Genomic DNA, 13,059 nt, shown 5'->3' with positions numbered 1-13,059 from the left:
TCTTCAGCGCCGATAAAGGTCTTCGGTGTTGAGAAAGGCACGGAGCCCTTCGGGCGTGGCGGTGCGGATCGCGTCATCCTCCGCCGCCGGTACGCCGCGCCACGCGGTCGCGCGCAGCGGCGTGACGGTGAAGTCGGGCCGTGCGTCGAGTACGTGTGGGCAATTGGCGATCACCACGATCAGCTCCATCTCCGCACGCAGCAGCAGCGCGCGACCCGGCACGAACGGGCCGAGATCGGGTTCGGTGGTGCCGTCCTCCGCGATGCGCACGCCCTTGAACCAGGTGACGCACGGGTGGACGTCCTTGCGGCCGAGGCCGTGCTTGGCCACGCCAAGCATGAAGCGGTCGCGTGCATTCGGGTGCGCGCCATAATTCTTGCCTTCGCCGTAGGTACGCGCGTTGGAAGCTTCGTTGGACGCGCCGCAAAAGGCGTCGTGCGTGCCCGCCTCATCCTCCAGAATGGTCATCATGACCCGACCCATGTCGGACAGCAGCAACCGGTCCGCGCCGAGATAGCCGTTCCACTGCACCTTAAGCGTATCGGCGACGTTGAGCCGCTCGGTCGGGGTCTCGGCGTTGAACAGCAGCATCGCGGCGCAGGCGTCCCCGGCGAGGTCGATCAGCCGCAGCCGCGTGCCGCGTGCGATCCGGCGAGACGCATAGCCGCCCGCTGCGATCGTCTCCTCCCACACCACGCCTTCGGGTGCGTCGTCGGCGGCCGGGGGCAGGACGGGCATGGCATCGACTCGGGTGCCGGCCATCGCGCGGGCGTGGTCGCGGGCGCCGTGCGGATCGGCGGTGCTGGTGGTCATGCGAGGTCTTTCTGTGGCAAATCTGCGCCGCCGAGCGCCTCGACCAGCGCCGCTGGCGGCAGGGTCTTGCGGTCGAGCGGCAGATCGTAGGTGACGGTCGCGCCGAAGCGGTGCGGCGCGTGCGGATCGACCCGGCGCTTGTCGAAGGCGAGCACGCGGGTGCCGAGCTTGAACGCCTCGCCGATGTCGTGCGTGACCATCACGATGGTCAGCCCGTGTTCCTGCCACAGCCGCGTGATGAGCGCGTGCATGTCGAGCCGGATGCCGGGATCGAGCGCGCCGAAAGGCTCATCCAGCAACAGGATGCGCGGATGCTTGACCAGCGCCTGCGCGATCGCGAGCCGTTGCTGCATGCCGCCCGACATCTGCGCCGGGTACACGTCCAGACTGTGTTCGAGGCCCACCGCCGCGAGCATCTCGACCGCCGTGTCGCGCGCGTCGCGCCGCTTCGACCCGAACAGGCGGGCAGCGAACGGCGCCTGCGCACATTCGATGCCGAACATTACGTTGCGCAGCGCAGTGAGGTGGGGGAACACCGAATAGCGCTGGAACACGACGCCGCGATCGGGGCCGCACTCCGCGCGCATCGGCGTGCCGTCGAGCAGCACCTGACCGCGCGTCGGCGCTTCCTGGCCGAGGATCAGGCGGAGGAACGTGCTCTTGCCCGCGCCCGACGGGCCGACCACGCCGACGAAGCTCCCCTCGGCAAGCTGAAGGCCGACGCGCTCCAGCACGACCTTCTCGCCATATTCGACCCAGACGTTGCGGAGTTCGAGAAGCGCGCTCACCGACCGCCTCCGTGCGCCCAGGGGAAGCCGCGCCGGCTGATCCACAGCAGCAGCGCATCGGCGGCGATCGCCAGCAGCGAAATCCACGCGACGTACGGAAGGATGATGTCCATCGCGAAATAGCGCCGCACCAGAAAGATGCGGTAGCCGAGCCCGACATCGGAAGCGACCGCCTCCGCCGCGATCAGGAACACCCACGCCGGCCCCATCGACAGGCGCAGCGCCTCGATCAGACGCGGCATCAATTGCGGCAGCGCGACGCGAATGGCGAGCTGCCAACTGTTGGCGCCGAGCGTCTGCGCCTTGGCGAACTGCTCGGCGGGCAGGTTGGCGGTGAAGCTCGTCAGGTCGCGCACCATGAACGGAGCGATGCCGATCGCGATCAGCGCGATCTTGGAAGCCTCGTCGAGACCGAGCGCGATAAACAGGATCGGCAGCACCGCGACCGGCGGGATGACCGCGATGACCGCGATCACCGGACCCAGTATCGCGCGCGCCAGTGGCACGACGCCGAGCAGCAGGCCGAGGATCAGCGCCGTCCCGGTCGCGATGGCGAGGCCGATGCCGAGCCGATAGAGGCTGGCGATCGTATCCGCGACCAGCACGATGCGGTCGGTTGCGGGATCGCGATCGGTGGTGAAGCCGTGAATCGCCTGCGCCATCGCGGAGAAGGTCGGCAGCACCTTGTCGGCGGGATTGTCGGCGTGGCGCGCCTCCGACGCGATCAGGTACAGGAGCAGCAACACGACGATCGGCAGCGCGCCGAGCAGCAGCCGCGCGCCCCGCGTCGGGCGAATGTCGACAAGCCGCCTCACAGCGCGGACCGCGCAGCGGCGGTGCGCGAACGCCCGTCGGTCAGGCTGTAGGACTGTCCTGGCAACACTTGCATCTCGGTTCCGTCATCCATCCCTGCTCGAACGGCACGAGGCTCCACCCACCGGAACGCGTGTTCCGGTGTCGCCCGCTCCGATATCTGAACCCGTTTACAGCTTTCCGTCCGCCGCCAGTTTCATGTAGCTCGGATCGAACCGAAGCTTCACGTTCTTGGGGTCGCCGAGCGCCTTGCCGCCGGGGAAGGTAATGCCGATCGCGTCGACCGACTTGGCGGTCGGGCCGAACAGGCCGTGCGCGAAGCTGAACCGGCGGACCCGGTCGGTGACGGTGATGAGATCGGGGTTCTGCGCATAGGCGACCGCGTCCTTTGCCTGCGCATAGAGGTGCGTCGTCTTGAGCTGATCGTCGAAGCTCGCCTCGCTCGTCCCCGCCGCCTTCGCCATCGCTGCGCGCGCAGCGCGTCCGGTGGCGTCGTTGCGCGTCATGATTGCCATCGTCTCGTACCAGATGCCGGCCAGCGCCTTGCCGAGGTTGGGGTTGGCCCTGAGCGTCTCGGAGCTGACGTTCAGCGTGTCGAGGATCTCGTTCGGGATCTTCGAGCTGTCGAACACCTCGGTCGCGCCCGGCATGGCGCGGACGCTGGCGAGCTGCGGGTTCCAGGTCGCGACCGCGTTTACGCTTGGCGAGGCGAAGGCGCCGACGATATCGGCGTCACCGGTGTTGACGGTCTTGACGTCGGAAAGCTTCAGGCCGTTCAGTTCCAGCCCGCGCGCGAGCAGGAAATGCGACACCGACAGTTCGACGAGCTTGACCGAGCGGCCCTTTATATCGGCCATGCTCTTGCCGTTCTTGAGCACGACCCCGTCGTTGCCGTTGGAATAATCACCGATCAGCAGGACCGTCGTGTCCTTCCCGCCCGCCGCCGGGATGGTGAGCGCATCCATCGTGGTCGAGACGACGCCGTCCAGCTTGCCGGCGGCATATTGGTTTACCGATTCGACATAATCGTTGACCTGCACGACGCGGATGTTGATGCCGTATTTGTCGGCCCACTTCTTCACGATGCCGGCCTGCTGCGCATAGGGCCAAGGCATCCAGCCGGTGTAGATCGACCAGCCGATCGCAAAGTCCTTCTTCGTGGCGGACGCGTCGGTGGAACCAGCCGGTTTGCCGCTGCACCCATTCAGCGACAGCGCGACGGTGATTGCCGCAACGCCCGCTAACACTGATCGACGCATCATTCGGCCTTCCCTTCTGTCCGGCTACCGATCCCCAAGTCGCGCCCCGCGCACCAGGATGTTCGGCAACATCAAGACATTACCCTTGTCGGCGATGTTGGCGGCTTGGGCATCATCGATAAAGGCGCAAAATAATGATGAAAGGCATAGGTGGTATCTATGCCCTGCGCTGCGCACGGTGGCGGCGGAGCACTTCGTCGAGGAACAATTGCGTCGCGGTGTCGCGGGATGGCTCAGCGCGCGCGAGCAAAAAGATGTCGTAAGACGGCTCTGTATCGGCGTGGAGCATTGGCCATAAACGCCCCTTTGCCACCGCATCGGCGGCGGCGAGCATCGGCAGGAAACCGATCCCGACACCCAGGGTGATCAAGCGGATCGCCTCGTTGATATCCTCGGCGCGGCCGTTCTCCCGCGTACCCAGCCGGTAGCGGCGACGTAGCCGGGTGATGGTGTCGAGTTCATCTTCCCCGGTCAGCACGAAACCTTCGTCCTTCAGTTCGCCCAGCCGGTCGACACGGTGCCCGAACATGGGATGGCTGCGCGCGCAGTAAAGTTGCTGACGCTCCACGAACAGCGGCTCGTAGACCAGGCTGCTGCGCACGTTGCTGTCATAGCCGACGCCGATTTCGGCTTCGCCATGCTCCAGCGCATCGAGCACCGCGCGCCACGGCGACACGCGAATCTCGATGTGAATGTTGGGGTTGCGGCGGTGAAAACTGGCAATCGAATCGTCGAACTCGGGAGAAGCGACCGCCGAGATCAGCTGGATGCGAACGATGCCTTCCACCCGCTTGGTCGCCTGTGCGACCTGGTGTGGCACCATGCGCGCCGCCTCCAGCATTTCCTCGCACAGGCCGAGCAACGCCGTGCCGGCCGCCGTCAACTCGACTCCTGAGGCGGATCGGCGCAGCAACTGCTCGCCAACCTGGTCTTCCAGACGTTTCAAGGCGGCGCTGATACTGGGCTGCTGCTTGTTCAGCCGCCGCGCCGCCGCGCCGATGCCGCCGGCGCGAACGATTTCCACGAAGGTCCGCAGCAGGTTCCAATCGACACGGCTGGCGAAGGTCTTGTCCGGTAGGGTTGCGCGATCGACCAACGTGTAGCCCCTGCGGTTGCTTGGCGGTGCACCTTAGCCGACCGCACCTTGCACGCAACGCCTCGGGCAGACGCACCGCCGGCGATGCGGACGGTGGCAAGCTGTTGCGCAGCCCAGACATTTCTCGTCAGCACGCGCTTATAAGTCGGATGACGTATGACGGGCGCGTGAATATTCGGGCAGTTTGAAAACCGCATTTGATCTGCGGGGAAAACATGAACGGCATTCGCGTAGGCAAAAGGATCATCGGAGCGCAATCGCCCGTGACCATCGGCTGGGAGAACATCCCCAAGGTGGAGGGCGGGCCGGTGAAACAGTTCGTCTTCACCTACTTTCAGCCGGTCGTGCTGTTCGCGCTGGTCGCGTTCTGGTTCTACGCGCCCAATTCGATCGCCAAGGCATCGACCGCGATCGGCATCCATATCGGCTTTACCGTGCTGTTGCTCGGGCTTGAATGGGTGAACCCGCGCTACGAAAGCTGGCGCCTGACGTGGAAGGAACTCGTCACGGATCTGTTCTATGTCGGTCTAGGCTACACGCTGCTCCGCATCGTCGACAGCTTCATCGGCAGCGATGTCATGGTGGAAGCTATCCAGCACTCGATCCACTGGGAAAAGTTCGCATGGTTCATCGGGCTGCCGCTGCTGTTGCAGGCCTTCCTGATCTCGTTCCTATTCGATTTCGGGCAGTATTGGATGCACCGCGGTATGCACAATTGGTACCCGCTGTGGCTGCCGCACTCGGTGCACCACTACATCACGCAGTTGAACGTCAACAAAGGCGCGGTCGGCAATCCGGTGGAGTTGTTCCTGATCGGGCTCGGCATCGGCGGGTTCTTCGACTTCCTGCCGCGTGCCGCGCTGCTCGCCGGTGCATTCGGCATGGCGATCGGCACCTATCAGCACATCAACGTGCGCTTCAACTCGCCGCGTTGGTGGCGCTTCCTGTTCAACACGACCGAGCATCACAGCCTGCACCACTCGCAGGATTACGAGGCGAGCCGCAGCAACTTCTCCGGATCATACATCTTCATCGACCGGATGTTCGGCACCTGCGTGGATGGCGAGGCTGAATTGCTCGGCATGGAGGGCGGGCGTCGCATGTCGATCCGCGAACAGATGACCTACCCGTTCACCGAAGGCTGGAAGACGCTCAAGGAGCGGTTCGCCAGTCAACCGGTGGCGGTGCCAGCCGAGTGACGGACCTGCCGCTCAAGCCATTGGTGGAAGATCTTGATAAGGTGACGGCATGACCTCGCATTACATCGACTGGATCTGGAAAATTCGCGGCAATCTCGCGCTTGCCCCCGGCCAGACCGGCGATGATGCCTTCGACCGGCTCGATCCGTTGTTTCGCCAGTCCGGAACCGCCCACAAGCGGACCGGGGAGACGCTGACCTTCCAGAAGAAGGATCAGGACGCGCAGGATAAGATGTCTGTGTTCGACGACGGCGTCTTACACATCGAACAACGCGGGGCCGAAGCGGTGCTGCGATATCAACTGACCAGCCGCGCCCTGTTGTTCTGCTTCCTGGCACCGCTGCTGTTCCTCGCCATCGGCCAACTGACGCTCGTGGTGGGCAAATACCAGAAGTCGTCGCACGAAGCATCGGACACGAAGAAGCCTGCGGTCAAAAAGCCCGATGTGCCGATGAACCCGATCGACAAGGCGCTTGGCGCCCCCGCACCCGAGAAACCCAAGAAGGACGGAAGCAAGCCTGAGGGGCGAAAGAAGAAACCGTCTGCCACGACCGCCTATGTCTTCGCGGGTATCTTCGCGGTCCTGTATCTGGTCGGCCGGGTTCTGGAGGACCGGTTGATCAAAGGCGTGTTCAAGAAGAAACTGTGGGATCTTTAACACTATCGTACGTCCAGGCGTAAGCTGCACACAGCATCGCACCCGCAGTACACCTCGCAACCGGCGTTGATGTAGCGACTGAAGCGGATCCAGCTTATGATCGGCGTCAACCGTGCGATCAAACTTCCGCGTCAGACACGAAGCTCTGAAACGACGTGAGCATGCCGCGCAATTGAAAAAAAGATCGAAGATGAACCGCATGCATGCTTACGCGCATGCAGGACCACGTTATGGTAGCGCGAACATACGTGGCCGATTGCGCGTAAACAGGGGAGCGATGACTATGAGCAAGGTGCGCGATCGTTTGGCGAGCGTTTCGCTAGCGGTGCTGGCGGCGACCTGCGCCTCGCATGCTGCGGCCCAGGTTTACCGCGACCCTAACCAATCGACGGAGGCGCGCGTCGACGATCTCGTCCGCCGCATGACGATCGAGGAGAAGGCCGCGCAGATGCAGAATACCGCGCCCGCCATCCCGCGGCTCGGCATCCCGCCGTACGATTACTGGAACGAAGGGTTGCACGGCGTCGCCCGCGCGGGCGAGGCGACGGTGTTCCCGCAGGCGATCGGCATGGCGGCGAGCTGGGATCCGGCGCTGATGCTCGCCGAGGGGCAGACGATCGCGATCGAGGGCCGCGCCAAGTACAATCAGGCGCAAGCCCAAAAGAATTATGATCGGTACTACGGGCTGACCTTCTGGTCGCCGAACATCAACATCTTCCGCGATCCGCGCTGGGGACGGGGGCAGGAGACGCTCGGGGAGGATCCGTACCTCACCGGCACCATGGCGGTGCCGTTCGTGCGCGGCTTGCAGGGTGATGACGCCAAATACCTCGAAGCGGTCGCGACGCCCAAGCATTTTGCGGTCCACAGCGGGCCCGAGCAATCCCGCCACCGCTTCAACGTCGACCCGTCGCCGCGCGACCTGTCAGAAACGTATCTGCCCGCGTTCCGCCGCGCCATCGTCGAGGGGCACGCCGAGTCGCTGATGTGCGCCTACAATGCGGTCGATACCAAGGCTGCGTGCGCGAACACGATGCTGCTTCAGGATACGCTGCGCGGTGCGTGGGGGTTCAAGGGATTCGTGACCAGCGACTGCGGCGCGATCGACGATATCACCACCGGGCACCATAACAGCGCGACCAATCCGGAGGGCGCGGCGCTGGCGGTGAAGGCAGGGACGGATACCGGCTGCGATTTCAAGGACGAGATGCTCGATCTGCCGAAAGCGGTGAAGGCCGGATATCTGACCGAAGCGGATATGGACGTCGCGCTGAAGCGGCTGTTCACCGCGCGGATGAAGCTCGGCATGTTCGATCCGGCGGCGAACGTGCCGTTCTCGACCATCGGCATCGACCAGAACCACTCCGCCGCGCACCGTGCGCTCGCGCTGAAGGCGGCGCATGAATCGATCGTGCTGCTCAAGAACGATGGCGTGCTCCCGCTCGCGGCGGGCGCGCGCAGGATCGCCGTCGTAGGGCCGACCGCGGCGTCGCTCATCGCCCTGGAGGGCAATTACAACGGCACGCCCGTCGGCGCGGTGCTGCCGGTCGACGGCATGGCGGCCGCATTCGGCGCGGACCGGGTCGTGTATGCGCAAGGGGCACCGTTCACGCAGGAACTTGCGGTGGCAGTGCCCCGCAGCGCCTTCCCCGGCGGCCTGACCGCGAGCTTCTACAACAATCCGAACTTCAGCGGTACGCCGGTGGCGACGCAGCGCGTCAAGGAGATCGACGTCAACTGGGGCTCGATCGCGCCAGCAAGCGGGGTCGATCCGCGAACCTTCTCCGTCCGGTGGAGCGGACAGATCGCGCCGCCCGCGGCCGGCGATTACCAGTTCGAGCTGGAACGCCGCGAACGGTGCGACGTCGGCAACGGGCTAGAGCGCTACACCATCCATATCGAGGGCGCGCCCGACCAGAGCGTCACCGCCAAGTGCAATGGCCGCGCACAGGATTTCGCACCGATGAAGGTGCATTTCGCCGACACCAGTCCGCGCGCGTTCCGCATCGATTTCGCGCATGAATCCTCGCGGGCGAGCGATGTCACCTTCGCGTGGAAACCGCCGCTGACGGCACTTCGGGACGAGGCGGTCCGTGCTGCGGCGCAGGCGGATGTGGTTGTCGCCTTCGTCGGCCTGAATGCCTGGCTTGAGGGCGAGGAGATGCCGCTCCACGTGCCGGGCTTCGCTGGCGGCGATCGTACGGGCATCGCGTTGCCGGCCGCGCAATCCGACTTGCTCGACGCACTTGCCGCAACGGGCAAGCCGCTGGTGGTGGTGCTGCAAAGCGGCTCCGCGCTGGCGCTCGGCGCGCAGGAGGCCAAGGCCAGGGCGGTGCTGGAGGCGTGGTATCCTGGTGAAGCTGGCGGGCAGGCGATCGCCGACGTGCTGAGCGGGAAGATCAACCCCAGCGGACGTCTGCCAGTGACGTTCTACGCCTCGACCGAACAGTTGCCCGCCTTTGACGATTATCGGATGGCGAACCGCACGTATCGCTACTTCGCGGGCAAGGTCGAATATCCGTTTGGACACGGGCTCAGCTACACGCGCTTCGCCTATGGCGCGGTGAAGCCGGTCAGCGGCAGCGTTGCAGCGGGGCAGGGTGCCAGCGTGTCAACGACCGTCCGCAACACCGGCAAGCGGGCCGGTGACGAGGTCGCGCAACTCTATCTGTCGGTGCCCGGGCGTGAGGGGGCGCCGATCCGGTCGCTCAAGGGGTATCAGCGTGTCCATCTCGCCGCCGGTGAGACGAAGACGCTGACCTTCCAGCTCGATCCTCGCGACCTCGCGGTGGCGGACGCCACGGGTGCGATGGTGGCCAGCGCGGCGACTTACGATGTGTGGATCGGCGGCGGGCAGCCCGGAACCGGCGCGCCCGGTGCACAGGCGAAGTTCCGCGTCACGGGTACTGCGACGATGCCTCGGTGAGCGCGGTTACGGTCCGCGCGGGCATCGGCTGATCCGTCAGGCGGTGGACATCGGCGAAAGCTTCGCCATCTAGGTCGCTTGCACGGATGAGAGGAAGACCGGGATGGCGTGGCGCAGGGTTGAGCAGGGTGGGGTGCCGGTCAATCGGCCCATCCTGGTCCGCACGATTGAAGGGGATGCGCCGGTGGTGGCGTTCCTCAGCAACGAGCAGATCTGGTATTCGGGCGGCGCGCTCGTGCAGAACTCCACCACCGTGCTGGGCGCGACCCCGACGGAGTGGTGCGAGCCGCAGGGAGAGGAGCGGCTGTAGGCCACGCTTGGTTGGCTTCCCCGCTTACGGGCGGTGCCCGATTGCCCTACCGGACGCCGGGGAACTGCTCAGCCGATCGGTGCCACGTCCGGGTGCCATGCGTAGCCCGTACCATGCTTCACCACACGTCCAACACCCGGGAAGGGGAAGTGCGGCGAGAAGACGCGCTCTCCACTTTTGGCGAGCCGTGCCAGCCACGTCTCGCGGCTGCTCCGTCCCGTGATCCCGTCATTGTCGTACCCGATGATCCATTCGGGATGGCCAAGCGAGACGATCGTGCTGTGCGCAAGGTCGCCGATGTCCATGAGGTGACTGCTGCCCGATCCGATCCGATAGCCGACGTGACCGGGCGTGTGCCCCGGCAGCGAGACTGCGACGATATTCGGCAGCACCGCCTTGCCGGGCTCGAAGGTTCGCACCCGCGGCGAGATCGCGGCTACGAGCGCCGGATCGCCTTTTTGCTGCATCCACGCCCATTCGGCTGCCGACATGTGGATCGTCGCCTTGGGAAACGTGAGCGCGCCGGTTGCGGTCACAAGGCCGCCGACATGGTCGCCGTGAGAGTGGGTGATCAACACGTCGTCGATCGTGCCTGGTGTCACTCCCGTCTTGGCGAGACTGCCCATCAGCGCGCCACCGACCTTGGGGCCGAGACCCGTGTCGATCAGGACGTTGCGGCCAGACTGCCGCACCAGCAGCGCATCGACCCCGAGCGTGACGGTGCCGGTCGGCGCGCCGGCGTCGGCGAGCGCCTTGCCGACCTGCTTTGCGCCGACGTCCTTGCCGAACACGGAACCATCGTTCGGAACGATGTTGAGCATGTCGCGTAGCGCAGTTACGGTGGAGCCGCCCATCCGGATCGAGACAGCCGCTGGTCCGGCCGGAACTGGTGCGGCAATCCCCTGAGACGCGGACAGGAGCGCGACCAGCGTGCAGATTGAATGGCGAACTATGCGGCTCATGTTTCCTGCCCCATTTTGAAGTGCCGCTGACGTGCGACCGCGGGATCGTTACACGCAATGAGCCGTTTGGGCACGTCTACTTCTACGCTCGGGGAAGACGTCAGCGCACGCCGTCCGCGACGTGCTTACAGGTAGATGATGTCTCTGCTGTTATCGGAGCATGGCGCCGAGCACCCGCTCCGCGATCGACGTGTCGAAGGAGACGCCAAACCGCGAAGCCGCACTCCAGACAACGTGTGCCGCGCATTCCGTACCGAGCAGCTTTATCTTGACCGAAGCGCCGGTCGCCGGCGGCATCGCACTATGGACGAGCGCGCCTGTGGAGGAAATGTTGAGGATGTGTGCTCTTGCAGGCTGATGCTCGACGATGATTTCGACAGGCTCGAACAGCTTGTGCCGGCGCGCCACGCGGCCGGTGCTGACTGCTCCCGTTGTTCTGTTCGATCGTTGCATCGCGGCATCGTATCACGACTTTAGGCTCGCAATGCATATTATGCTTTTGTTAGGCACGATTGTCCGCGGTGCAGTGGCGGCCATCGTCCACGCGTTAGCGGAGGATGGCTGACATCCCGGAACGCTAGCGACTGAGCCTCGTGCCATGTGCGACACCGGTCCCGGATATCATCCTATCGCTGGCGCTGCTCGGCAGACGCTTGCGATCGGGTGTGAGGTGGTGCGTGATCGCAACGATCCCGTGGACGAGACGGCTGCGCCGCTTGGCAAGAGCATGTTGGCTTAACCGCTCCTTAGCTACCTTCTGGCATAGAGCTTCGCAAGAAAAGGGAGTCGCTGTGTCTATCGCGTCCGGAGCCCACGAACAGTACGCCCAGGTTCCGTACACAACTGCGTCGCTCGACCTGGAGGCGCGACTGCAAACATTTGGCCTCACCGCAGAGCGTCAAGAGACGTGTCTCCTGATGTGGAGCATCTTCGAACCGGACGCTCACAAGGTCGCCGAGACGCAGATCGATGGATGGAACGAGGTATTTCCTCCCGAGTACCGCGTCCAATCCGTTCATCGGGAAAAAGCAGTACGACAGATGATTGCGGACCTGCGGGATCGCTTTTCACAACCTGGCGGAGACGCGTGGGTCCGTCGGGCGAGAAAGAGAGTGGCGATCGCCTTTGACGCAGGCGTAACGCTGACCACTCTCGTTGCGATCGGCGGCGTGACGGCGTCTTACATACAGGAGCTGCTTTCGCAGAAGCATGACTGCTCCAAGGATGAGCGACAATATATCAACGACGTGTTCCTGCGCCTCAGATCGCTCGAATGTGATGTCTATTCCTCCCTCTACATGTTCGCCATCGAGGACGAGGCACGCCGATCGCGCGAGCAGTTGGCCACGGAGTTCCGCGACGGTATCGCGGCCTCGGTCGAGACGACCGGCGAAGAGGGGCGTGCGCTTCGGTCACAAGCCGTGCGGAGTTCCGCTTCGGCGCGCGGCGTCCTCATCAAGGCGAGCGAGATCGCTGCGGCAGCCGAACAATCGGCAACCTCGATGCGCGAGGCAGCGCGCACGGCCGCAGGCCTGATACAGGCGATCGAGCGCACGCAGAACGAGGTGCAGGTCGCCGCGGCGATTTCCGATCGCGCTGCGACCCAGGCTGGTGAGGCCGTCGGCATGAGCGAGCGCCTGAGCGAGCACGCCCGATCCATCGACTCCATCTTGCAGCTGATCCGCGACATCGCCGGCCAGACCAACCTGCTGTCCCTTAATGCCACGATCGAGGCGGCTCGCGCCGGAGATGCCGGGCGCGGGTTCGCGGTTGTCGCTCAGGAGGTCAAGGCGCTCGCAAGCCAGACCGCTCGCGCTACCGACCAAATCGCTGCGCAGATCACCGCTATTCAGGTGGCGACACAATCAAGCGTACAGACCAATGCCTCGATCAAACTCACGGCTGGCGAAGTGCAGGATAGCGCGGATCGGCTCCGTGAGGCGATGGGCATGCAGGCTCAGACGGTGACGGCGATTGCGGCATCGGTCGACGAGACCGCGCTGGCCGCCGCCCTGATGAGCGACACGATTGCTGCTGTGCGTGGTGATATCGATGAAGTGGCGAGTGAGATCGACGGGGTCGGTGACGGGCTACGGCGCCTCGATAGCCGGCTGGCGGAGCTGAAAAGCAGCGCAGGCGCCTTCGCAAGCAACGTTGCCGCCTGAGGTTGCGAAGGCTCCCCGAGCCGGCGGTAATCCGAACGGTCGGCTGCCTTGCATGCGCTAGAAGAGGATC

12 protein-coding genes are annotated in these 13,059 nt (G+C 64.6%); 5 read left to right on the top strand and 7 right to left on the bottom strand.

From position 1 onward, the window contains the following. Window positions 1-3 precede the first annotated feature (3 nt). The 5 genes from L8F97_RS05350 to L8F97_RS05330 all read right to left on the bottom strand — a co-directional run bounded on the left by L8F97_RS05350 (window position 4) and on the right by L8F97_RS05330 (window position 4,769). On the bottom strand, window positions 4-813 hold the full coding sequence (locus L8F97_RS05350; protein WP_242147306.1) for an urea amidolyase associated protein UAAP1: 810 nt from the start codon (window positions 811-813) through the stop codon (window positions 4-6). Continuing rightward, entirely contained in the window at window positions 810-1,601 is a 792-nt protein-coding gene (locus L8F97_RS05345; protein WP_242147304.1) for an ABC transporter ATP-binding protein, read from the bottom strand. Before L8F97_RS05345 ends, L8F97_RS05350 begins: the two co-directional genes overlap by 4 nt. After that, window positions 1,598-2,416: an ABC transporter permease gene (locus tag L8F97_RS05340; RefSeq protein ID WP_242147302.1), complete on the bottom strand. Its 819-nt coding sequence runs from the start codon at window positions 2,414-2,416 to the stop codon at window positions 1,598-1,600. The genes L8F97_RS05345 and L8F97_RS05340 overlap by 4 nt, the downstream gene beginning before the upstream one ends. A gap of 168 nt (window positions 2,417-2,584) precedes the next feature. Further along, the gene (locus L8F97_RS05335; protein ID WP_242147301.1) at window positions 2,585-3,676 is read right to left on the bottom strand and encodes a putative urea ABC transporter substrate-binding protein; all 1,092 of its coding nucleotides are present in this window, start codon (window positions 3,674-3,676) and stop codon (window positions 2,585-2,587) included. A gap of 154 nt (window positions 3,677-3,830) precedes the next feature. Beyond that, window positions 3,831-4,769 carry a LysR family transcriptional regulator gene (locus L8F97_RS05330; RefSeq protein WP_242147299.1) on the bottom strand — a complete coding sequence of 313 codons (939 nt, stop codon included), beginning with the start codon at window positions 4,767-4,769 and terminating at the stop codon, window positions 3,831-3,833. 215 nt (window positions 4,770-4,984) lie between these two features. On the opposite strand from L8F97_RS05330, the gene L8F97_RS05325 reads away from it, so the two are divergent. The 4 genes from L8F97_RS05325 (at window position 4,985) to L8F97_RS05310 (ending at window position 9,862) form a co-directional block, all read left to right on the top strand. After that, entirely contained in the window at window positions 4,985-5,968 is a 984-nt protein-coding gene (locus tag L8F97_RS05325) for a sterol desaturase family protein (RefSeq protein ID WP_242147297.1), read from the top strand. 49 nt (window positions 5,969-6,017) lie between these two features. Further along, entirely contained in the window at window positions 6,018-6,626 is a 609-nt protein-coding gene (locus L8F97_RS05320) for a hypothetical protein (RefSeq protein WP_242147295.1), read from the top strand. 283 nt (window positions 6,627-6,909) lie between these two features. Continuing rightward, a complete protein-coding gene (locus L8F97_RS05315; protein WP_242147293.1) occupies window positions 6,910-9,552 on the top strand; it encodes a glycoside hydrolase family 3 C-terminal domain-containing protein in 2,643 nt (880 codons plus the stop codon). 103 nt (window positions 9,553-9,655) lie between these two features. After that, window positions 9,656-9,862: a hypothetical protein gene (locus tag L8F97_RS05310; protein WP_242147291.1), complete on the top strand. Its 207-nt coding sequence runs from the start codon at window positions 9,656-9,658 to the stop codon at window positions 9,860-9,862. Window positions 9,863-9,930: 68 nt separating this feature from the next. Here the strand turns inward: L8F97_RS05310 and L8F97_RS05305 are convergent, their stop codons facing one another. Together L8F97_RS05305 and L8F97_RS05300 are read right to left on the bottom strand one after the other, a co-directional pair. Then, window positions 9,931-10,824: an MBL fold metallo-hydrolase gene (locus tag L8F97_RS05305; protein WP_242147290.1), complete on the bottom strand. Its 894-nt coding sequence runs from the start codon at window positions 10,822-10,824 to the stop codon at window positions 9,931-9,933. A 150-nt stretch (window positions 10,825-10,974) separates the two neighbouring features. Next, entirely contained in the window at window positions 10,975-11,277 is a 303-nt protein-coding gene (locus L8F97_RS05300) for a PilZ domain-containing protein (protein WP_242147288.1), read from the bottom strand. A 338-nt stretch (window positions 11,278-11,615) separates the two neighbouring features. On the opposite strand from L8F97_RS05300, the gene L8F97_RS05295 reads away from it, so the two are divergent. After that, window positions 11,616-12,989, top strand: a complete 1,374-nt coding sequence (locus L8F97_RS05295) for a methyl-accepting chemotaxis protein (protein WP_242147285.1) — start codon at window positions 11,616-11,618, stop codon at window positions 12,987-12,989. Window positions 12,990-13,059 lie beyond the last annotated feature (70 nt).

The sequence above is a fragment of the Sphingomonas sp. BAUL-RG-20F-R05-02 genome (genome assembly GCF_022662305.1).
GTDB lineage: Bacteria > Pseudomonadota > Alphaproteobacteria > Sphingomonadales > Sphingomonadaceae > Sphingomonas.
Note: the sequence above shows the minus strand (reverse complement) of the source record. Positions and strands in the feature narration are given on the sequence as shown.